General features: G+C 32.8%; 15 protein-coding genes. 9 read left to right on the forward strand and 6 right to left on the reverse strand.

The features are described 5' to 3' along the window. Positions 1-80 precede the first annotated feature (80 nt). From V8G56_RS00355 to V8G56_RS00370, 4 genes are all read left to right on the forward strand, one after another. Positions 81-1,451 carry a Gfo/Idh/MocA family protein gene (locus V8G56_RS00355; RefSeq protein WP_395436446.1) on the forward strand — a complete coding sequence of 457 codons (1,371 nt, stop codon included), beginning with the start codon at positions 81-83 and terminating at the stop codon, positions 1,449-1,451. Between the two features lie 63 nt (positions 1,452-1,514). Further along, positions 1,515-2,606 (forward strand): acyltransferase family protein, encoded by a 1,092-nt coding sequence (locus V8G56_RS00360; protein WP_395436447.1) that lies wholly within the window; start codon positions 1,515-1,517, stop codon positions 2,604-2,606. 172 nt (positions 2,607-2,778) lie between these two features. Further along, positions 2,779-3,705 (forward strand): PfkB family carbohydrate kinase, encoded by a 927-nt coding sequence (locus tag V8G56_RS00365; RefSeq protein ID WP_395436448.1) that lies wholly within the window; start codon positions 2,779-2,781, stop codon positions 3,703-3,705. Positions 3,706-3,768: 63 nt separating this feature from the next. Continuing rightward, positions 3,769-5,667, forward strand: coding sequence for an amidophosphoribosyltransferase (locus V8G56_RS00370; protein ID WP_395436449.1), 1,899 nt, complete (start codon positions 3,769-3,771; stop codon positions 5,665-5,667). Between the two features lie 474 nt (positions 5,668-6,141). Here V8G56_RS00370 and V8G56_RS00375 read toward each other — a convergent pair whose 3' ends face one another. Then, positions 6,142-6,750: a superoxide dismutase gene (locus tag V8G56_RS00375; RefSeq protein WP_395436450.1), complete on the reverse strand. Its 609-nt coding sequence runs from the start codon at positions 6,748-6,750 to the stop codon at positions 6,142-6,144. Between the two features lie 128 nt (positions 6,751-6,878). On the opposite strand from V8G56_RS00375, the gene V8G56_RS00380 reads away from it, so the two are divergent. The 5 genes from V8G56_RS00380 (at position 6,879) to V8G56_RS00400 (ending at position 16,371) form a co-directional block, all read left to right on the forward strand. Continuing rightward, the gene (locus V8G56_RS00380) at positions 6,879-10,010 is read left to right on the forward strand and encodes a UvrD-helicase domain-containing protein (RefSeq protein ID WP_395436451.1); all 3,132 of its coding nucleotides are present in this window, start codon (positions 6,879-6,881) and stop codon (positions 10,008-10,010) included. 19 nt (positions 10,011-10,029) lie between these two features. Continuing rightward, entirely contained in the window at positions 10,030-11,223 is a 1,194-nt protein-coding gene (kbl, locus tag V8G56_RS00385) for a glycine C-acetyltransferase (protein WP_395436452.1), read from the forward strand. Between the two features lie 122 nt (positions 11,224-11,345). After that, entirely contained in the window at positions 11,346-12,695 is a 1,350-nt protein-coding gene (locus V8G56_RS00390) for an OmpA family protein (RefSeq protein ID WP_395436453.1), read from the forward strand. Between the two features lie 73 nt (positions 12,696-12,768). After that, on the forward strand, positions 12,769-15,531 hold the full coding sequence (locus V8G56_RS00395; protein WP_395436454.1) for a PD-(D/E)XK nuclease family protein: 2,763 nt from the start codon (positions 12,769-12,771) through the stop codon (positions 15,529-15,531). A 3-nt stretch (positions 15,532-15,534) separates the two neighbouring features. Beyond that, complete coding sequence (locus tag V8G56_RS00400; RefSeq protein ID WP_395436455.1) at positions 15,535-16,371, forward strand: alpha/beta hydrolase family protein; 837 nt, start codon at positions 15,535-15,537, stop codon at positions 16,369-16,371. A 64-nt stretch (positions 16,372-16,435) separates the two neighbouring features. On the opposite strand, the gene V8G56_RS00405 is transcribed toward V8G56_RS00400, so the two are convergent. The 5 genes from V8G56_RS00405 to V8G56_RS00425 form a co-directional block, all read right to left on the reverse strand. Next, positions 16,436-16,621, reverse strand: a complete 186-nt coding sequence (locus V8G56_RS00405; RefSeq protein WP_395436456.1) for a hypothetical protein — start codon at positions 16,619-16,621, stop codon at positions 16,436-16,438. A 330-nt stretch (positions 16,622-16,951) separates the two neighbouring features. Next, entirely contained in the window at positions 16,952-18,538 is a 1,587-nt protein-coding gene (locus V8G56_RS00410) for a sulfatase family protein (RefSeq protein WP_395436457.1), read from the reverse strand. Between the two features lie 31 nt (positions 18,539-18,569). Continuing rightward, positions 18,570-20,339: a right-handed parallel beta-helix repeat-containing protein gene (locus tag V8G56_RS00415; protein WP_395436458.1), complete on the reverse strand. Its 1,770-nt coding sequence runs from the start codon at positions 20,337-20,339 to the stop codon at positions 18,570-18,572. Positions 20,340-20,342: 3 nt separating this feature from the next. After that, positions 20,343-23,015, reverse strand: a complete 2,673-nt coding sequence (locus V8G56_RS00420) for a LamG-like jellyroll fold domain-containing protein (RefSeq protein ID WP_395436459.1) — start codon at positions 23,013-23,015, stop codon at positions 20,343-20,345. 20 nt (positions 23,016-23,035) lie between these two features. Further along, a complete protein-coding gene (locus V8G56_RS00425; RefSeq protein ID WP_395436460.1) occupies positions 23,036-24,313 on the reverse strand; it encodes a T9SS type A sorting domain-containing protein in 1,278 nt (425 codons plus the stop codon). Positions 24,314-24,369: the final 56 nt, after the last annotated feature.

The following is a 24,369-nucleotide window of genomic DNA, read 5'->3' on the forward strand; positions in this document are numbered from 1 at the left end:
ATTATAAATATTATATTTAACTATAAAAAGTAATATAACTTGTTTAAACAAGCATAACTACTATTAAATTTATTAAAAAAATGAAAAAAGACCTTACTAGAAGAAATCTCCTTAAAACCCTAGGTCTTGCCACTGGTGGATTACTTAGTTTACCTCTTCAAGGTTTTGGAGAAACGAGCGTTCGCTTGCATATACCTAATTCTATAAAGTATCCAGCTCCTAATAAACCCGTTACCGCAATTACTCTTGGGGCTGGAAACCGTGGAAATGTATATGGTGATTATGCCCTTAAATACTCTGATCATTTAAATATTATTGGTGTCGCTGAACCTATCGAAATTAGAAACGACCGGTATTGCCAAAAACACAATATTCCAGTCGAAAATAGTTTTGTAACCTGGGAACATGTTTTTGAGCGAGCCAAATTTGCAGACGCCATTATTATTACTACTCCGGATAATTTGCATTTTGGCCCTTGTATGAAAGCTCTATCTATGGGATATGATATCTTATTGGAAAAACCAATAGCTCCTACTGAAAAGGAATGTAGAGACATCTTATCGTTGGCCAAAGAAACTAAACGAATAGTTGCCGTTTGCCATGTTTTAAGGTATTCCCCCTATTTTATAAAATTACATGAACTAATCCAAAACGGAAGTATTGGTGAACTCATAAGTATTCAACACTTTGAGCCTATTGAACACATACATATGTCTCATAGTTATGTTAGAGGAAACTGGCATAATAGCAAAGCCACGACCCCTATAATTCTTGCCAAATCATGTCATGATCTAGACATTCTACGTTGGATGGTTGGAAAATCTTGTGAAAAGATTTCTGCTTTTGGTGATTTAAGCTGGTTTAAAAAAGAGAACGAGCCAACAGGAGCAACACCGCGTTGTGTGGATGGATGTGCCATTGAAAAAGAATGCCCTTACAGTGCATTAAAAATTTATTATAGAGATAGACAGCGTACTCATGTTTTTGATCTACCTGAGGACGAAACTAAACATGGTGAAGCCATTCTTGATCGTCTAAAAACTACTGATTATGGACGCTGTGTATATCAAATGGATAATGACCAGCCAGATCATTATACAACCAATCTTCAGTTTTCCAATGGTGTTACCGCCGCATTTAGCATGGAGGCTTTTACTTCTTACGAAGGAAGGCGCACGCGTGTTATGGGTAGTCATGGAGATATAGTTGGAGACATGTCTCAATTTGTGTATACCAATTTTATAACTGGTGAAAAGACTGAATGGGAGCTAACAAGTGATGCCCATGGTGGAGGCGATTGGAATTTAGTATCAGATTGGGTCCAGGCGGTATCAAAGCAAAACTCAGATTTGCTTTCTTCATCAATAGATGTATCAGTAGAAAGTCATATTATAGGATTTACAGCAGAAAAAAGTCGCTTAGGGGAAAAAACCGAAAAAGTGATTTTATAAACGCAGATTAATTAAAAAAATAAATACCCATCTTCATTCTAATAAATTATCAATTTGAAACAGTTGAAAATACGTTATTTGTCATTAGATGTCTTTAGAGGCCTGGATATAGCCCTAATGATTATTGTTAATTCCCCAGGGAAATATTCTACTACTTTTTCACCATTATTACATGCCCAATGGCATGGTTTTACAATAACCGATTTGGTTTTTCCAACTTTCCTTTTCATTGTTGGTACTTCAATGAGTTTTAGCATGCCTAAGTATGAAACTTTATCGAATAAAATATTTCTAACAAAAGTGGTTAAGCGTACATTAATAATTTTTTTATTAGGCTTTTTAATGTATTGGTTCCCGTTTTTTGAAAATGGAGAACTCAAAAGTTTGAGTGAAACAAGAATTTTTGGAGTACTCCAAAGAATTGCGCTGTGTTATTTTTTTGCTTCTTTAATTTTACGCTTCTGGAAACCAAAAGGAGCTATATTATTTAGTGTTATTGCACTTCTTTCCTATCAAATAGTTCTTCTTGTTTTTGGCGACCTTTCCCTTTCAGGCAATGCTGTGTTAAAATTAGATAATTGGTTAATTGGTGCCAGCCATATGTATCATGGGGATGGGATTGCTTTTGACCCTGAAGGCTTGTTAAGCACACTTCCTGCAATAGTAAATATCATTGGAGGTTATTTGGCTGGCTCATTTCTCCAAAAAAGTGGTCAGAATTACAAAACCCTTGCGCTTCTTACAATGTTTGGAAGTTTTCTGATTTTTATGGCATTAGGGTGGGACTTACTATTTCCAATTAATAAAAAACTTTGGACAAGTTCATTTGTTTTACTCACAATCGGTATTGATCTTATTATTATTTCAGTTTTAGTCTATTTCTTAGATATTTTGAAAAAAGATAAATGGACTTATTTCTTTGAAGTATTGGGTAAAAACCCCTTATTTATTTATTTGCTTTCAGAATTACTTATTATATCTCTATACCAATTTAAATTGAAAGGAATTTCGGCTTATGATTGGATTGCAGAAAACGTATTCATCTCTTGGCTTGGAAATTATACAGGGTCTTTTGCCTTTGCCCTTTCTGTATTATTGACTTGTTGGTTAGTAGGCTATATAATGGATAGAAATAAAATCTATGTAAAAATTTGACAAACAATTGGAATTAGTTCACTCCTTTGATTGCTATTAACGATTGAAGAACTAATATTTACAGGTTCTAACTTTAGAATTAGCTAAAAAATCCAGCCGATTTGGAGAGAAAATAAATTCGCTTTTTAGCTTTTAAAAAGTTTATATTTGCACAAAAATATTATTTCTCTTTATGAGTAAATTAGTCATTGTAGGTACTTTAGCGTTTGATGCTATTGAAACTCCTTTCGGTAAAACCGATAAAATACTTGGTGGCGCAGCCACTTTTATTGGTTTATCAGCCTCACAGTTTGATGTTGATTCTGCTGTTGTATCAATCATTGGTGGTGATTTTCCTCAAGAATATTTAGATTTATTGTCTAGTAAAAACATAAATGTCTCTGGTGTTGAAATTGTTAAAGAAGGAAAAACATTTTTCTGGAGTGGTAAATACCACAATGATATGAATACCCGAGATACTTTAGTAACTGAATTAAATACATTGGCCGATTTCAATCCTGTAGTACCCACAAATTATCGTGATGCTGAGGTTGTTATGCTTGGAAACTTGCATCCTATAGTTCAATCAAGTGTATTAAATCAAATGACCACTAAACCAAAATTGGTGATATTAGATACCATGAATTTTTGGATGGATAGTGCTCTTTCAGATTTGCATGATGTTATTAAACGAATTGACGTCATTACTATTAATGATGAGGAGGCTAGACAACTAACTGGTGAATACTCCTTAGTAGTAGCGGCAAGAAAAATTAATGAAATGGGCCCTAAATATGTGGTTATTAAAAAAGGTGAACATGGGGCTTTATTGTTTCACAATGATAATGTCTTCTATGCTCCTGCGTTGCCTTTAGAAGAAGTATTTGACCCAACAGGTGCTGGAGATACTTTTGCTGGTGGTTTTGCTGGATATATAGCAAAAACTGGAGATACCTCATTTGAAAACATGAAGAATGCGGTTATTTATGGATCAACCTTAGCCTCTTTTTGTGTTGAAAAATTTGGGACAGAACGCATGAAAACTTTGACTCATGACGAAGTTCATAAGCGTTTATTACAATTTAAAAAACTAACACAATTTGATATCAAATTAACATAAACAAACGCGCTCTAAATAGAGCGCGTTTTTTAATTATATAAAAAAACAAATAATACTACTCAAATGAGCGATGCTTTAAAACATGAATGCGGAATTGCTGTTTTAAGACTTTTAAAACCATTAGAATTCTATAAAGAGAAATATGGAAGTGCTTTTTATGGCGTCAATAAGATGTATCTTATGATGGAAAAACAGCATAACAGAGGTCAGGATGGTGCTGGTTTTGCAAGTATTAAATTAGATACAAAACCTGGCGAGCGCTATATAAGTAGAGTGCGTTCTATAGCACAACAGCCCATTCAAGATATTTTTGCTCAAATTAATCAACGTATTAACAAAGAGTTTTCTGAAAACCCTGAATATGTTGAAAATGTTGCTTTACAAAAAAAGAACATTCCATATATTGGTGAACTCTTTTTAGGACATGTTAGATATGGTACTTTTGGAAAGAACAGTGTGGAAAGTGTTCATCCATTCTTAAGACAAAATAACTGGCAACACAGAAATCTTATTCTTGCTGGAAACTTTAACATGACCAATGTTAAAGAATTATTTCAAAACCTCATTGATTTAGGTCAGCATCCAAAGGAGTATACGGATACTATAACCATAATGGAAAAAATTGGTCACTTTTTAGATGATTCTGTTAGCAAAATTTATAAAGATTTAAAAAATGAAGGTTACAGCAAAAACGAGTGTTCGCCGCTTATTGCAGACCGTTTAAACGTTGCTAAAATACTTAAAAGAGCTGCTAAAAATTGGGATGGAGGATATGCTATGGCAGGATTATTAGGACATGGTGATTCATTTGTATTAAGAGATCCCGCAGGGATACGCCCTGCATATTATTATAAAGATGACGAAATTGTTGTGGTAGCTTCTGAACGCCCTGTGATCCAAACGGTATTTAATGTAAAATATCAGGATGTTAAAGAATTGGAACCTGGTTATGCTATTATCACAAAGAAATCTGGAAAGACTGCCCTCAAAAAAATATTGAACCCATTAGAGCGAAAAGCTTGCTCATTTGAACGCATTTATTTTTCAAGAGGAAGTGATGCCGAAATTTATCAAGAAAGAAAAATGCTTGGTAGATTACTAATGCCGAAAGTGTTAGAAGCCATCAACAAGGACATTAAAAACACTGTTTTTTCTTACATACCAAACACTGCAGAAACCTCATTTTATGGTATGATAGAAACTGTAGAAGATTTCCTTAACAAAAAGAAAACCAAAGCCATTCTTAGCGGTAGCAGAAATTTGTCTGCAGAGCGTGTTACCGAAATTTTATCACAAATGCCACGTATTGAAAAGATTGCCATTAAGGATGTTAAATTAAGAACTTTTATTACAGAAGACAGCAGCCGTGACGACTTAGTGGCGCACGTTTATGATGTAACCTATGGTGTTATCAAGCGAACCGATAATTTGGTTATTATAGATGATAGTATTGTTCGTGGAACAACTTTAAAAATGAGTATCATAAAAATGCTTGATAGGTTGAATCCTAAAAAAATTGTGATTGTTTCTTCTGCACCACAAATACGTTATCCAGATTGTTATGGTATTGATATGGCCAACCTTGAAAGTCTCATAGCTTTTAAAGCCGCATTAGAATTGCTCAAAGAGTCAAACAAATACGACATTGTAAAAGAGGTCTATGATAAATGTATTGATCAAACAGAACTAGAAGATAAAGAGGTAAAAAACTTTGTTAAAGAAATTTATGATCCGTTTACTGATGAGCAAATCTCTGATAAAATAGCAGAATTACTAACTGGTGAAAATGTTAATTCAGAAATAAAAATAATATTCCAGTCAGTTGAAAATTTGCATAAAGCATGCCCTAATCATTTAGGCGATTGGTATTTTACCGGCAACTACCCAACCGTAGGTGGCAATAGAGTGGTTAACAGAGCTTTTATCAACTTTTATGAAGGCAATAAAAAAAGAGCGTATTAATTTTAAATTCATCAAATTTTAGGCACTTTATCCATGATAATTACATTTAATCTAATAAAAGTGCTGTTTATCTAAAAAATAAAATTTTTATCTAAAATACATATAAATTGGTATCACCATAACATAAGTAGGTTAAGTTCATGGTAGATTTGGGGCAAAAAAAGGTGAACTTCTGTTCGCCTTTTTTTATGCCCTTTTTAATTAATACAAGGAAATTTCTTCCTGAAACAGCATCGCGTTTTCTCTGTTAAGCTAATAAATTAGTAGTTGAACTAAAATATTTTTGTAGTTGTTAATGACTGCATACATTTGACTCACCATAACATAAGTAGGTTAAGTTCATGGTAGATTTGGGGCAAAAAGGTGAACTAACGTTCACCTTTTTCATTTGAAATATTTACTAATTTGATAGATATAAAAAAAGCGTCTAGATAAATCTAGACGCTTTTTTTATAATATCAATTTAACTATCTGTTATTTTCCTAAAGCATATCTTCTTTCAACTTCATTCCAGTTAATGACATTAAAAAATGCATTAATATAATCAGGACGACGGTTTTGATAATTTAAATAATAGGCGTGTTCCCAAACATCAATTCCTAAAATTGGAGTCCCCCCACAAGAAACTCCAGGCATTATTGGATTATCTTGATTTGGTGTTGAACAAACCTCAACTTTTCCACCCTTATGAACACATAACCAGGCCCAACCTGAGCCAAAACGAGTAGCCGCAGCTTTACTAAAAGCGTCCTTAAAAGCATCTACAGATCCAAATGCTGTAATAATAGCCTCTTTTAACTCTCCAGACAAATATCCTTTTCCTTCTGGATTCATAACATCCCAATATAATGCATGATTATAAAATCCACCGCCATTATTCCTTACGGCTGCATTATTCATATCTAAACCAGTAAGTATGTCTTCAATAGATTTACTTTCTAAATTAGTACCTGCTATAGCCGTATTCAAATTATTTGTATATCCTTGGTGATGTTTTGTATGATGTATCTCCATAGTGCGCGCGTCAATATGAGGCTCTAAAGCGTCATATGCATATCCTAATTTCGGTAATTCAAAAGCCATAATTATTTTGTTTTAATTTATTAATATTTTATTTCATCCAAATTTACGCATAAATGCCTTCAATTAAAAATAATTAATAGTTATGAACTCATTGATAGTTTTTATCTTGTAAGCAAAATTTCTTTTTTGTGGAAAACTTGCCTTCCTTTACAATTTACAACGCATCAGCAGGTAGCGGAAAGACCTACACTCTTGTTAAAGAGTACCTTAAAATATTATTCAAGTCTGAAAAAAGGGAGCCATTCAAACATATTTTAGCCATCACTTTTACCAACAAAGCAGTGGCTGAAATGAAGGAGCGAATTATCGACACCCTCAAAGAGTTTTCTTCTAAAACAATTTTATCACAGCCTAACAGTATGTTTATGGCCATTAATGAAGAGCTTGAAATGGATGCTATGGCATTGCATTTAAAATCTAAGAAGCTTTTAGAAACTATTTTACATAATTATGCGGCTTTTGATGTTTCTACTATTGATGGATTTACTCATAAACTCATTAGAACCTTTGCGCATGACTTAAAACTTCCATTAAATTTTGAGGTTGAAATTGACCAAGAAACCCTTTTAAATGAAGCGGTTGATAGCCTTCTTTCAAAAGCTGGACTTGAAAAAAAACTCACTAAAGTCCTGGTTGATTTTGCCATTGAAAAGGCTGATGACGACAAAAGCTGGGATCTTTCTTTTGATTTTAACAAGATTGCTAAACTTCTTATTAATGAAAATGATATTCCTTTTATTGAAACTTTAAAAGAAAAATCAATAGAAGACTTTAATGCTCTTAAACTTTTACTAAAAGAGCAGATAACCCTTTCTGAGAAAATTATTGTTGATACTTCTAATAAAGTTCTAACTTTTATTCAGGAATGCGGGCTAGAATTTAATAACTTCTCTGGCAGCTATTTACCTAAACATTTTAAAAATTTAGCAGATAAAAAATATGACTTAAACTTTGAAACTAAATGGCAGAAAGATTTAATTGAAAACAATCCTATTTACCCCAAAAGAGTTGGTGAGGATATCATTTTAATTATTGACAATATTCAGCCTCAACTAATTTCAGCCTTTAATGAAACAAAACAGGCGGTTTATCATCTTAAGTTTCTTAAAGCCTTTTATAAAAATATCACCCCTTTATCGGTTTTAAACGCCATAAATCATGAACTTAAATCTCTTAAAAGCGAACAAAACAAAATATTGATTTCAGAATTTAACTCCATAATAAGCAATGAAATCAAAAATCAACCAACCCCTTTTATTTATGAACGCATTGGTGAAAAATTTAATCATTATTTTATTGATGAGTTTCAAGACACATCAATACTTCAATGGGAAAATTTAATTCCACTAATAAGTAACTCACTTTCCACTGAAAACGGAAGCGCCATGTTGGTAGGTGATGCAAAACAAGCAATATATCGCTGGCGTGGTGGCAAAGCAGAACAATTTATTGATTTATTTAATGACGTGAATCCTTTTCATGTTGATAAAAAAATAAAAAATCTACCCACTAACTATCGAAGTTTTAAGGAGATTATAAGTTTTAATAATGCTTTTTTTAAGTATATAGCAACACATGTTTTTATCAATAAAGGCTATGAATCTCTTTATGAAAATGCCTCTCAAGACAGTTCTTTTCAAGATCATGGTTATGTAAATTTTACATTTTTAGAAATAACAAAAGAGGATGACAGGGATGTACTTTATGCTTCTAAAGTATTTGAAACCATTAATACCTGTAGAGAGAATAATTTTAATCTGGAAGACATTTGCATCTTAGTCAGAAAGAAAAAAGAAGGGGTTGCCATTGCCAATTATTTAAGTCAGAAAGCGGTTCCTATTATTTCTTCTGAGACTTTGTTAATTTACAACGCCCAAGAAGTTAAGTTTATTAATGATTTGCTCACGCTCATTATTCAACCAAAAAATAATGAAATAAAAGTCAGCGTCCTAAATTACTTAGCGACTCTATTTAAGATTGAGGACAAACATGCCTTTTTTAGTAATCGCATTCATTTGCCGGTAGCTCACTTATTCAAAAGTTTCGAGGTTTTTGAGGTTTATATGAATAGTAACTCATTACTTGATCTTTCTCTTTATGATCTCACTGAAACCATTGTAAGAAATTTTAAACTGGTAAAAACTTCAAACGCTTATGTTCAGTTTTATTTAGATATAGTTTTAGATTACACTCAGAAAAAAGGATCCGATATTTCAGGTTTTTTGAATTATTTCGATAAGAAAAAAGACTCTTTAAGTATTGTTTCTCCTAGTGGTCAAAATGCTGTTCAAATTATGACTATACATAAAGCTAAAGGGCTGGAATTTCCTGTAGTTATTTTTCCCTACGCAGATTTAGATATTTACTCAGAAATAGAACCTAAAGAATGGTTTCCGTTAGAAAAAGAAAACTTCAATGATTTTTCGCATACGCTTTTAAATTATTCTAAGGACTTTGAATATTTTGGAGAGGAGGGTTTAAGAATATTTAATTCACACAAATCTGAACAAGAACTAGATAACATCAATCTTTTATATGTTACATTAACAAGAGCTATTGAACAGCTGTATGTTATTTCAAAAAAAGAAAATTTGATAAAAGAGGGTGTGACTGAGAAAAAATATTCAGGATTATTTATTAATTATCTCACATATTTAGGGCTTTGGCATGATTCTGATTTATCCTATAGTTTTGGAAAACCAGAAAAATCTGATAAACAAAACAAACAAAAACTCCTGTTACAAGAGCAAGAATTTATTTCTACTGCAAAAGAAGATCACAATATAAAAATTGTTACTAACTCTGGTTATTTATGGGACTCCAATCAAGAAGAAGCCATAGAAAAAGGCAATCTCATTCATGATATCATGCAAAAAATCAACACGAAAGAAGATGTTGACTTTACTATAAATGATTTTTTGGAATCGTCTATAATTAACCTGGAACAATCTGAAATACTAAAAACAATAGTTTTTGAAATTATTGAACATCCAAAACTTTCCAATTGTTTTAATTCAGATCTTCTCATATACAATGAACGTGATATAATTACCAATCAAGCTCAGATTTTAAGACCTGACAGAGTCATTATTAATTCTAAAAACGAAGCTATTATCATTGATTATAAAACGGGTAAAGAAGACAAAAGTCATATACAGCAATTAATTTCTTATCAGGATGTATTAGAATCAATGCACTTAAAAGTGATAAAAAAATTTCTTGTTTATATTAATAATGACATACAAGTAAAAGAATTATAACTTTGTAAAAAATAATAAAATGTACGGCAAACTTCAACAACATTTGCAACAAGAACTTCAATCTATTGAAGACAACGGTCTTTTTAAAAAAGAACGCATAATAACCTCGGCTCAAGGCGCTGAAATAACACTAAATACAGGGGAAACGGTTTTAAATTTTTGCGCCAATAATTATTTGGGATTATCCTCTCATCCTGAGGTTATTCAAGCCGCTAAAGATACTATGGACACTCATGGATTTGGAATGTCTTCGGTAAGATTTATTTGTGGAACACAAGATATTCACAAAGAATTAGAGCAAAAAATTGCGAATTTTTATCAGACTGAAGATACCATATTATATGCTGCAGCTTTTGATGCTAATGGAGGCGTATTTGAGCCTCTTTTTGGTGCTGAAGATGCCATTATTTCAGATTCTTTAAATCATGCCTCTATTATTGATGGGGTGCGTTTATGTAAAGCCGCAAGATATCGATACGAAAACAGTAATATGTCTGATTTGGAGCAACAGCTTATTTCAGCCAATATGAATGGCGCCAGATTTAAAATTATTGTGACTGATGGTGTGTTTTCAATGGACGGATTGGTAGCGCCTCTTGATAAAATTTGTGATCTAGCTGACAAATATGATGCGTTAGTTATGATTGATGAGTGCCATGCAGCCGGATTTATAGGAAAAACTGGCAGAGGAACCCTTGAAGAAAAAGGGGTCATGGGCAGAATTGACATTATTACTGGAACTCTAGGAAAAGCCTTAGGAGGCGCCATGGGAGGTTATACAACCGGTAAAAAAGAAATTATAGAAATGTTACGCCAACGTTCAAGACCCTATTTGTTTTCAAATTCACTTGCGCCGGCTATTGTTGGTGCTTCTATTAAAGTTTTTGAAATGCTCACTAACAATACAAGCTTAAGAGACACTTTAGAATGGAATACTAATTATTTCAAAAAAGGTATGAAAGAAGCTGGTTTTGATATTATTGATGGAGATTCAGCTATAGTTCCTGTTATGCTATATGATGCAAAATTGTCACAAACTATGGCCAATATGTTATTAAAAGAAGGTATTTATGTAATAGGGTTCTTTTTTCCTGTAGTTCCGAAAGAAAAAGCAAGAATTAGAGTACAATTATCATCCGCACATACCAAAAAGCATTTAGACAAGGCTATTTATGCGTTTACTAAGGTTGGAAAAGCACTGAATATTATCTAAAATAGCTTGGAACTATTGATTATTAAACAGTTTCTTCAATTTTTTTGTATAATTATCTTTGTTAATAAAATTTAACAACTTACTTTTGTTTACAATTAACACTTAAAATTAAACTTTTGAATATGAAAAATCTTAGCAGATTATTGTTCGCTATGTTGCTTGTACTTGGTTATAGCAACGTTAATGCGCAAGACAAAAACAACCCATGGCAAATTACTATTGGGGTAAACGCAGTTGATTTCTTCCCTGTTGGAGAAGATGCTCCGCAAGGCGATACGTTCGCTGAATTTTTTAATGTTGGTGATCACTGGAACATTTTGCCATCTGTATCATCAATCTCTGTATCTAAATATTTAAGTGATGGAATCTCTTTTGGGGTAGCTGGATCTTTAAACAAAATCTCTAAATTTGGAGATGCTGCAGTAGGCGATTTGTCTTACTATGGTTTAGATGGTACCATTAAATACAACTTCCTAGAAGAAACAACTTTCGACCCTTATTTAGGTATTGGTGGAGGTTACACATGGGTTGATGACATTGGAGCTGGTACATTAAACGGAACTTTAGGTTTCAATCTTTGGTTTTCAGAAAATATTGGTTTAACAGTTCAGTCATCTTATAAATATGCATTTGAAGATTATTTATCAACTCATTTCCAACATACTGCCGGTATCTCTATCAAATTTGGTGGAACTGATACTGATGGTGATGGTATTTACGATAAAGATGATGCTTGTCCAGACGTTGCTGGTTTAGTAGCTTTCAATGGTTGTCCTGACACTGATGGTGATGGTATTGAAGATAGTAAAGATGATTGTCCAAACGAAGCTGGTTTAGCTGAATTTAACGGATGTCCTGATACTGACGGTGACGGTGTTGCTGACAAAAATGATAAATGTCCTACAGTTGCTGGATTAAAAGCTTTAGCTGGTTGTCCAGATGCCGACGGTGACGGAGTAACCGATGCTGATGATGCTTGTCCAACTGTTGCTGGTCCTGCTGCTAATAAAGGTTGTCCTTGGCCAGATGCTGACGGTGACGGTGTATTAGATAAAGATGACCAATGTCCAGATGTTAAAGGTACTGTAGCTAATAATGGTTGCCCAGAAGTTACTGAGGCAGTTAAAAAAGCTTTAAATGCTTATGCTAAAACGATTTTATTTGATACCGGTAAAGCAACTATCAAAACTCAATCTGCAGGAGTACTAAACGATATTATTAATATCTTACAAGAATACTCTAATGCTAAGTTCACTGTTGAAGGTCACACTGATAGTGTAGGTAGCGAAGCTAATAACCAAAAGTTATCTGAAGCAAGAGCTGCTTCAGTTAAAGACTATTTAGTTGCAAATGGTATTGATAGTTCTAGACTTTCATCTGTTGGATATGGTGAATCTAAACCAATTGATAAAAACACAACTAGTGCGGGTAGAGCTAACAACAGACGTGTTGAAATTAACTTAGTTAAATAATTTTCTTTAATTAACTAAAAAATAATAAGTTTAAAACGCTTCGGATATCCGAAGCGTTTTTTATTTTTATATAATGGCTACCTTTATTTTTGATGTATTAAAAGATTTACAAAAAAAACATGTAAACCTTTCTTCAATAACCTTTATTTTACCCAGCAAAAGAGCTGGACTTTTTTTAAAACATCAGCTTTCTCAAGTTGTTAATGAAACTATTTTTTCTCCTGAGATTTTAAGTGTTGAAGAATTCGTTGAAGAACTGTCTGAACTTAAAACCATTTCCAATACCGAACTTCTCTTTGAGTTTTATAACACATATAGCTCATTAACACCAAAAGACCAACAAGAATCCTTTGAATCCTTTTCAAAATGGGCCCAGATACTCATTCAGGACTTTAATGAAATTGACAGATATCTTATTCCGCAAAAAAATATTTTTAATTATTTAAGTGCCATACAAGATCTGAGTCATTGGTCATTAGAAATAAATAAAACAGATTTTATAAAAAACTATTTGTCCTTTTGGAATAAGATATTTACTTATTATTCTCATTTTACCGAACAGTTATTACTTAAAAAAACAGGATATCAAGGGCTTATCTATAGAGAAGCCGTTGAAAACTTAGAAACATATATTCAAAATAATCTGAACAAAGACCATGTGTTTTTAGGGTTTAATGCACTAAACACTTCTGAAGAAACTATTTTTCAAGAACTTCTTCAGAGTGGTATGGCTAAAATTTATTGGGATATTGACGAGATCTTTATGAATAACGCCATTCATGATGCCGGCTTATTCACAAGAAGTCACAAAAACAAATGGAGCTATTTTAAAAACAATAATTTTGATTGGATTACCAATAATTATTCAAAAGAGAAAAACATATCGGTTTACGGCATCCCAAAAAATATTGGTCAGGCCAAATACATTGGTTCCATTTTAAAAAACTTAAAACAAGAGAATCTTTCTTTAACTAATACTGCTTTAGTATTAGGAGATGAAAACTTGTTAATCCCTGTTTTAAATTCCCTGCCATCAAACATAAATGCCTTAAATATAACCATGGGATTTCCTTTAAAATCTATTCCTTTGGCCTCATTATTTGAGCACTTATTTCATCTGCATAAAAAGCCCTCTCAGTCATTTTATTATAAAGACATCATACTATTAGTGTCGCATCAATTTTTAAGGCCTTTATTTTATGTTAATGGCATTGATTATGCCGCAAAACTAACAGAAACAATTGAATCCAATAATTTAATATATGTTAGTGTTGAGCGATTAAAAGAAATTACAGAGGCAAAGTGTAATAACATTATTGACCTGCTGTTTTTGAAATGGCATGAAACAATTGATTTAGCATTAAAAAACTGTTCAGAACTCATTCTAAATATAAAATCATATTTAGATGAAAACAAGAATTCAAACTTACTTTCATTAGAATATTTATACCGTTTTAATGAATTGTTTAATGAGCTCACGTTGCTAAATTCTAAATACAATCATATTTCTGATATTTTAACATTACACAACATTTACAAAGAATTATTAAGCACAGAAACATTAGATTTTAAAGGCGAACCATTACAAGGATTACAAATAATGGGCATGCTGGAATCACGCGTTTTAGATTTTGAAACGGTCATCATTTCTTCAGTTAACGAAGGCATTCTTCCTGCAGGAAAAACAAATAATTCATTCATTCCTTTTGACGTTAAAGTAGAAAACAAATTACCCACCTACAAAGAAAAGGACGCTGTTTATACTTATCATTTTTATCGTCTATTACAGCGTGCCAAAAATATTTTCATATTATATAATACGGAGGCTGATGTGCTGACTGGTGGCGAAAAAAGTCGCTTTATTACGCAATTGGAAATTGAAGGTATTCACAAATTATCTTATCATCTAATTACGCCTAAAGTTCCAATAATTAATAACAGCTTAAATACCATTCACAAGACACCGGCTGTCATTGAATCTTTAAAATTAATAGCTGAAAAAGGATTCTCTCCTTCCTCACTTACTAACTATATCAGAAATCCTATTGATTTTTATTATCAGAAAATTTTAAATATTAGAGAATATGACGAGGCAGAAGAAACGGTGGCTGCTAATACTCTTGGGACCGTAATACATAATACTCTTGAAGACTTCTATAGTCCTTTTATAAATACGTTCTTAACAGTTGAAGCCATAAAAAAGATGAAACTGCTCATAGAAAAAACAGTAAGGTCTCATTTTAAAGAGGTTTACAAAGAAGGGGATATTACCAAAGGCAAAAACTTGATAATCTATGAGATTGCTAAACGCTATGTTTCTAATTTTTTAGATTTAGAAATATCCGATATACAAAAAGGTAATAATATAAAAATATTAGCTGTTGAAGCTGATGCCTCGGCAGAAATTAAGATCCCGGAATTAGACTTTCCAGTGAGAATCAAAGGTAAAATTGACCGCGTTGATGAATATAATGGTATTATACGAATAGTTGATTATAAAACGGGGAAAGTAGCCCAAAATGAAGTAGAAATTGTGAATTGGGATGAAATTGCTTCAGACTATAAAAAATTCAGCAAAAGTTTTCAAATACTAACCTATGCCTATATGATACACCAATCCGGAAGCATTAAACTTCCTGTTGAAGCAGGGATCATTTCTTTTAAGAATTTAAAATCAGGGTTTTTAAAATTTGCGAAAAAAGATAAATCGGGAGCCTATGCTAAAAAAGATGTTTTAATTACAGACGAAACACTCAACCTTTTTTCAATACAGTTAAAAAATCTTATTTTAGAAATATGTAATCCCACTATTCCTTTTACAGAAAAAGAAATATAAATTATGATTAAAAAGAGTATTGACATTCAGGGTAAACATGAAAAACCAATTTTAATTGACTATAGGTATTTGGCAAATGGCTTACAAAAACCCCTCATCATTTTTTGCCATGGCTATAAAGGCTTTAAAGATTGGGGCGCTTGGAATTTAATGGCCAATACCTTTGCTGAAGCTGGTTTTTGTTTTATTAAATTCAATTTTTCGTATAATGGAGGAACTAAAGAGCAACCCATAGATTTTCCGGATTTAGAAGCCTTTGGGAATAACAATTACACTAAAGAGTTAGACGACTTGGACTCTGTGATTAATTGGGTTTGTTTAAATAAGGAGCTTTCAACAGAAGCCAATATAAATAATATTACATTACTTGGGCATAGCAGAGGTGGTGGTATTGTAATTATTAAATCTGCCGAAGATTCCAGAATAAAAGCAGTAGTGAGTTTAGCCGGTGTCAGTAATTATAAAAACAGATTCCCCCTTGGAACAGCATTTAACAAATGGAAAGAATCTGGCGTTTACTTTGTTGAAAACGCCAGAACAAAACAACAAATGCCCCACTATTTTCAGTTCTACGATGATTTTATAAAAAATGAGGCTCGTTTAAACATACAAAGTGCGGTAAAACATTTAAACATCCCATTTTTAATTATTCATGGAGATGCCGACACCAGTGTTTCTATAGACGAAGCCAAAAGCCTGCATCAATGGAATCCAAAAAGTTCATTAGAAGTCATTAAAGGAGCTAATCATGTATTTGGAGCATCACATCCATGGAACGAAAATTATTTGCCCAAACACCTTCAAAAAGTTATAGATTTAATTAAATCCTTTAATGAATAAATTCTAAATTAAAAATGCCAGTTTAAAACTGGCATTTTTAGTTCATTCTTCTCATTATAAGTAATTAACTTTTATTTACAATAGCCAATTTTATTACAATGGCCATTAATAGCCATATAATAAACGTTTCGCCATTAGTCATTTCATAAGTTGAACCTGCTAATCCAGCCATTCCTAAAATGATGTAAATAATGACAGGTGATAATACTAAATACAAGAGAAGATTAAGAATTGATTTTTTAAAATCCATAATTATAATATTTGTTTGGTTATTATTAAATATTCATGTATAAATGCTTAATAAAGATACGAATTTATGTGATTTAAAAACAGTAAATCTTTCAATCAGAATGAACCTGTTCTTAAACCGAAGTCCTGAATAACAAAAAAAGACGTTCAAATTCTTAAAAGTCTTTATATCACAATCGGAAAAGATAGGGCTATAAAATAAAAACCACTCATAAAATGAACTCTATAGAATGCCTGAATAATAAGTGCTAACCGCATAAATTATAGTATATAAATTATGCGGTTAGGTTTTATATGCTTTTGAGTGATTATTTATGAATTTTGAGAAAACTCAGTTCTTTTTCTTTTCGAAATCTGATTCATTAATCCATCCTGCATTTACATTTTCCCCATTCATGTATTTTTCATAAAAATTTGCGCCTCTATCTGGAGGATAATTGTCAAAAACAGAACCATTTCCAAACATCCTAGGATCATTTTGTTTTTTCAATTCTGATTCCAACAATTTTTTTAATTCCTCTTTAATGTTTTGAAATTCTTCTTTTTCTACCAAATTATTTAAACAGTTCTCATCAATACTAACTTGGTATAATTCCTCTTTGGGGTGTTTCCCAAAATTTAAATTCCAATACTCTTTGTTTTCACCACTTCTGTTAAGTTCCAGTATTTCAGTTTTTGTTGGGCTACCATCTGTATTTGTATACCCTGTTTCAGGGTTTCCTGCAGGCCAGCGATCATTTTCATAATTATTCAAATACATAAATCCTTCCTTAACAATTCCCCGTACAGGGTAACCTACATCATTAGGCCTACCAACATCATGTCTTTCTTGACCTAATAAAACATAATCCTTTTTTGCATCAATAATTTTTTCTTTCTCTGAATTAAAATATGGCGTTAAACTTTTTCCCTGAATAGGATGCATACCAAGCTCTTGTGCATCATATCCTGCTAAATCTATAAATGTGGCCGCAAAATCAATAAAACTTACATAATCCTCTATTTTTCTTCCGGGGTTTTTAATCCCTTTTTTCCACATAACAGCTAATGGCAAATGATTTGAATGCTCATAACTTAGGCCTTTAACTCTTGGGAATGGCATACCGTTATCAGATGTAACAACTATAATGGTATTTTCTAATTCACCTCTCTCTTTTAAAATTGTAAGCATGCCATCCAGCTGTTTGTCAAAGTACTCTAACTCAAAAGCATAATCTAAAACATCATTTTTCACTACATCTGACTGTGGCCAATAAGGGAAAACTGAATCTAATTGAGATAATTTTTTGTTTCCAACACTAACCCCTGTACCATACTCATAACTTCTGTGGGGTTCATGTCCTCCATACCAAAAGCAAAAGGGCTCATCGGATTTTCTTTGATCTAAAAAACTTTTAAAGTTCGCAACGTAATCAATTGTTGAAATACCCGTCGTTGGTGGCTCTGTTTTTATTTTATTATATGCTTTAACAAGGAGTTCTCTTTGGCTTCCATCTTCATTCAAAGATGTTCCTGGAGCCCAACCTTTCCCTGTATAACCTACGTGGAATCCTATTTCAGAAAGTGCTTCCGGATACGTTTTAAATTTGGTTGGAAAATAAGCCAAGTGATTAGCGGCCTCTTCAAGTTGCCATGAGTTTCTACCTGTAAGAATAATAGATCTGGATGGACCACATTTTGCGTTTGGGGTATAGGCATTATTAAATAGTAAACCTTGATCTGCTATTTTATCGAAAGCAGGTGTTTCAATCCAATCTGTTCCGTAGATACTCATATGCCTCCATGTTGCGTCATCTGCAATACAAAATAGAATGTTTGGCCTTTTAATTGGTTCGGTTTCTTTTGACTGACAGGCAAATAAAATGCTACCAACTAATAATACTAATAGCGCCGTAAAATAGAATTTTATTTTTTTCATAAAAAAAATTATTGTATTCCTTTTGTTCTACTTAGTTATCGAAAACTAAGTTTGTATTATTGTTCTCTAATAGAATTTCATTTTTATCAGAAAGGTCTTTCATGTTCCTTATAAATTTGTTTCCTGTAACAACTGTATTCACAGAACACTCAATAGATAAAGCTCTTTTATTATACAAGAATGTGTTATTGGTTATTGAAATATTTTCTAATCCTTGCCAGTCTGCTGTAGCTACGCCATTCCATTTTCCTTTAGCTTCCAAATCTTTGAGTTTTGTAACTCTCATCCGAATTGCTGCTGCATCGTATTCTTTCAAATACGTGTCATCATAACCACAATTATTGAAAATGTTTTGGTTAATGATGATATCATGGGCGACAAAACCTTCACCCCAATCTACGCCATTATTTATTGTGATACCTGATTGGCTTAAATTTTGAAAAACATTACGTTCTATAACTCCGTAAGAATTTTGTAGTAATATGCCATATCTTCGAGCATTTTTAAACGTGTTATTTCTAATTACAAAAGATTCGTTAGATTGCGTGTCAACATATGCAAGATCATTTGTTTTTGTATCGCCTACTTCAAGTTTCTGTTCTATTGGTTTATTTAAAGTAATGTGCATTTTTGCATTTCCTAAAAATTTATTTTGGATGACTTCAAATTCACCAATTAAGACACCTTCTCTTGGGTTAAAAATTCTGAGAACGTCTCCTTTTGTTACTGTTTGTTTCACAACTAATTCTGTTGGAGATTTTTGCTCTAAAATAGGTGCTTTTATAGCTTTCATATTGATTGCATCATCACTGTAGCCTTCGAAAAGACAATTTTCAATCCATGGTCCAAATTTACTTCCATTAACATGAACACAATCTGCGTTGGCACTATGAATTCTTCCAGGTTTTAATTTTATTTGACCTCCAATGATATTCCATTCTTCCATGTTAAAAGCATTATAACTACCCGCAGGACTTGAGTAATTGGTATTCTCTAAATAGGTAATATTTTTACTGTTACCAGATTTAAAAACACTTATACCATTCGTTCTTGCCAAGTGTACATACAAGTCGCCTATTTCCATAGATTTGAGAAGGTTGATAGCGTTTAATTTCACTTTAAAATGACCAGGAGATAATTCTTCAAATTCTTTAGCTGCAAAAAGATTTGGTGCTCCGTCTTTTAATTTTCCTGGGATTTCAGGATCCATAAGCATGCCCCAAACTCTAGACGCTTGCTGAAACATTTTTTCATTTAGACTAGGAAAACCTTCATCTAATGTAAGTTCAAAGAATTTATCTTTTAAATTAACTGCAGTAATTTTTCCTTGAGTAAATGGCAAGGGATCATAATCTATAAAAAAGTTTTTTACAATGATATTTTCGCTTTTAAAGACCGAAAAAAAACCTTTCAGGGGGTCATGTACAATTATCTCAGCGCCATTTCCATCAACAACAATATTCTTTGCGTCACTTAGATAAATGATATGTGTGTTTTTGGACTTTTCATTACTAAACAAATCATAGCGCCCTTTTTCAAATACTAATTTGATACCGGTGGCTCCAGTAAGTGACATTTTTTTACAAAAGTTTATGGCTTTCATGATGCCAGGGGTATCATTTTTGCCATCATTGGGTATTGCGCCAAAATCTTTTAAATTAATATTTACAGAAATTAGCATATCAATGAGTGGCAAGTTTCGTTGCGTTCTAAAGTTTTCAGGCAGGGTAAATTGATACTGCGCATTGGCATAAAAACCAAATATTAAAAGTGAAACATAAGTAAAAAAGGCTCTTTTCATTTGCTATTTTTTATAAATTTTGACGGTTTGGTTGTTGTTTATTCTTAAAATGTATAAACTCGAGGCTAATTTGGAAACATCTAGCTCGGTTAAATTAACGCCCTTTTTTGATATTAAAGTGGCACCAAGTAAGTTGATTACTTTAATTGAAGAAATAGGTTCACTAAAATAAAGAGTATTTGATGTAATAGTTGGATAGACAATTATCTTGTGGGTCTCTCCTATAAAATCATTAATGGAGAGTGTTTGTCTGTTATTATAAAGACTTTCTACTTCACTACTACATAACTTATAATCAAAATATCTTATATCACTTACAGTTCCATTAAATGTAGGGAATAATTTTACCGTATTGCTTGCAGTATTTATAAACACATCATTTCCAGAATGCGTTTCAGTTGATGGCATTCCATTTTTATATAACTGGATACTAAACATGGTGCTATTAGTAGGTACTGTAATGACCACATGATTCCATTTTCCTATATCGAGCGGCATGTCCTCCATCCTAACAAAATTTTGATTATTGTCAGTTACTCTTAAAACCCTATTAGATTGCATTTGAACTGTGAAAACCTCTCCATCAGTTGGGCCGCCACTGTAAAGCAAGGCTTGAAAGATTGATTGTTCTGGTTTAACCCAAAAAGAATAGGTTCTTGCTGCCCCCTGAACTGGTCCAGGAAAGGGTGAACCATCATTGGAATTTACAAGTCTTAATTCTCCATTAGCGCTGGTGTTTATTTTAAAAGCATAGCCAATTTCATCATCAACAAATCCCTGTGTAATTTGACCTCCTTGAACAATAACATCTAAACTTACATTACTATCAGTGCCAGAATTTATTAAATCTTGTGAACCAGGTGCTTCATTAAGCAAAAAATGTATGTTAGGGTCTGGTAATGCGTATTGATAATCCTCAATATAAACATTGCTGCAATTTAGAATGGTTTGAGGTACTGGACTTTGATTATTAGTTAGCGTAATATCCTCATCCCTATGGCAAATAAAGTTATTAGTAAGGGTTAATCCTTCTATGTTTTTGAGGTATATCCCTTTTTTGTTATACAGTATGGTATTGTCTATAATACGAATATTAGAGTGTGCTTTCCAACTAGAAGTTTCTGTACCACACCAAGTATTGCTTAAAGAACAAGGCGTGCCCAACTTAGCAAAATCTACCGCAATGGATGCTGAGTTACTATCTAAAATATAATCTGTATCGTAACCACAATTTTCAAATCTGTTGTTTTTAATCTCGATATTGTCTGCTCTAAAGCCTTCGCCCCAATCAACCCCATTTTCTATTCTAATACCAGAACCGCTTAAATTTTGAAAGAGGTTGTTTTCAATTATGGCATATTTACTTTGTACTAAAATGCCATATCTTCTTGAGTTTCTTACGATATTGTTTCGAAAAACAAAAGATTCATTCGATTTGGTCTCGATATAAGCCTTATCTGTTAACTGATGGTCTGTAGCATCAACATTAGTAATATTTATTGATGATGACAAGGTAAGTTTGTATTGGTTGCCTCCTAAGTTTTGTACATTAGTTACTGTTGCACTACCTAAAAAAACACCATCTCTAGGGTTATAAAACTCTAAATTATCGTTTACTTCAGTAAGAAATTGAACGGTTATTTCAGTAGGTGAATGTACTTCTTTAATTTGCCTTTTAGTGTATTTGAGGTTCATACAATCGTCTGCAAATCCTTCAAAAAGGCTGTTTTCAACCCAAGGTCCAATTTTACCCCCACTAACGTGTATGGCATCCGCATTGCTAGAATTTACTCTGCCCTCTTTTAGCTTAATTTTACAATTTATTACATTCCACTCTTCACTGTTTCTTGCATTAAAACTCCCTGCAGGACTTGCATAGCCTGTAACATTTAAATATGTGAGATTTTTACCTCCATCATTTAGAATAATAGTTGAACCGTTATATCTGGCAATGTGTACAAAATAATCACTAACCTCTACGTTACTTAAAGTACTACTGCTCTGATTGGCATATTTGTATGTTCTAGTGCCTACCAATTCAAAAAATCTGTTATGCGGAATTAAATTACGTGTACCTTCTTTGATACCTCCTTTAGAATTTTTAATCATGCCCCATCTTTGAGGAGCGTTTGTAAAATGACTTTCTACAGGCAAAGGAAAATTATCATCAACAACAAATTCAAAAAATCCATTTGCAGCATCTACATTGGTGATTTTTCCCTGAGTAAAAGGAAGCGTCGAATAATCTACAGATAAATCTTTTATGATGGTGTTTGAGCAACGCAGTAAACTTAAAAACCCTACAACTGGATTGTGTATTAAAAACACTGCACCTTGTCCATCCCATAAAATGCCATTAGCATTAGTCATACTTAAAGAGTGGGTTCCGCTGGTTGGCATTAAATCATAAGTTCCATTTTCAAATACCAAACGAACAGGGTTTTGTGAAGTTGCAAGACTTACAGCAGCCTGAATGGCTGCTGTAATACCTGCAATATCATTATTGCCATCATTTGCAACTGCCCCATAATTTGAAACAAATATTGTTTGGGTAGCATTCAGTTCGATTAATGGCGTTGCTCGCGGTGTTCTAAAAAAAGACGGGGCAGGCTGAAACTGAGCATATCCATTAAAAGTTAGAATATACAGTAAAAGAAAAATAGAACAACTCCTCATATGGCTACCTCAATTTTATTTTATTGTTTGATGAACTTTTCAGCTATTTTGTTATCAAAAACAATAAAGTAAAGGCCTTTATTTAAAGCGCTGACTGCTATTTCTGTTTGACTCTTAGATTGATTTTGAATAATCATTCTACCATTTAGATCAAAAACCTTCACATCTTGTTGAGGCCTGCTGAAAAAGAGTTTATTAGAAGCTAGTGTAGGGTAAGCTATTCTTTTAACAGCACCCGATTCAATATCATTAGTTGATAATGAACTTTCAAGGACCAAATATCCAGCACTATCCAAGGCGACTGGACCACCACCATTATCCACAACAATTTGAGATAATTGTGCCGCTGTAAGACCAGCATTGTCAGTTCCAAAACGCACAACACCTTCTGTGAAGTTTGTAATATTCAGGGTTCCTGTATTCCATGCTGATGCCGAATTATCTGCGAATGTAAGGTTGGTTACATCATTACCTATGGCCATGTTAAGTGTACCACTACCTTGAAAAATAATATTAGTCATATTGCTTTGATTTTTATTTACATTAAGCGTAAACGCATGTGTGCCTCCTACCGTAATACCAGAGGGAAAAACATTTGCGCCATTTAGTGTAATTGAACCACCAGTTTGATTTACTTGTATTTTAGGCCCATCATAAAAAATATTGTTATCTGCTGTATTAACTATAATAGTTCCGCTTCCAATAAAAACTAATTGTCCTGAGTAACCTGAATTTGATGCGGTACTACCAAAAGTAGCAACGGAATTATTTGGAAAACGAATATTTCCACTTCCAGCCAAAGTTCCGTTGAAATTTATATCATTACTAGCACCTGGATATATATCTAAACCAGTTGTAAGTGTTAGCGTAGAGCCATCTTCAAATTCTATAGAATTAGAAGCACCATTTGCATTTCCAATGCGAGAGAAACCAGAGGGATTGTTTAGTGTAACATTGCCTTTAAATGACAATTTAACATCGTTCATTGATACATTCTCAAAAGCATACCCATTAGCAGCACCAGGATTAATCGTTAATAAATTACTGCCAGCCACAGCCACATCTCCTGATGTTGCACTAGTTGTTTGGATTTTAGTTATTGTATATGGAGCATCTACCTGTGATTCAACTATTAAAGGTAATCGAACAGTGTCTGCAGGGCCTGGCACAGCATTAAGCGTCCAATTGGCAGGATTAGACCACAAAAGGTCTCCACCTCCATTGTTAAAATCGTTATTCTGAGCAATCAGAAAAATTGAGCTCAGCGTTAAAAGTAAAGAAAAGTAATTTTTTTTCATCGTTTTTGAATTTTAGTTAATAAAAAAATATTGATATAGAAATAAGGTTGTTTTTC

Source organism: Gaetbulibacter aquiaggeris (genome assembly GCF_044003965.1).
GTDB classification, from domain to species: Bacteria; Bacteroidota; Bacteroidia; order Flavobacteriales; family Flavobacteriaceae; genus Yeosuana; species Yeosuana aquiaggeris.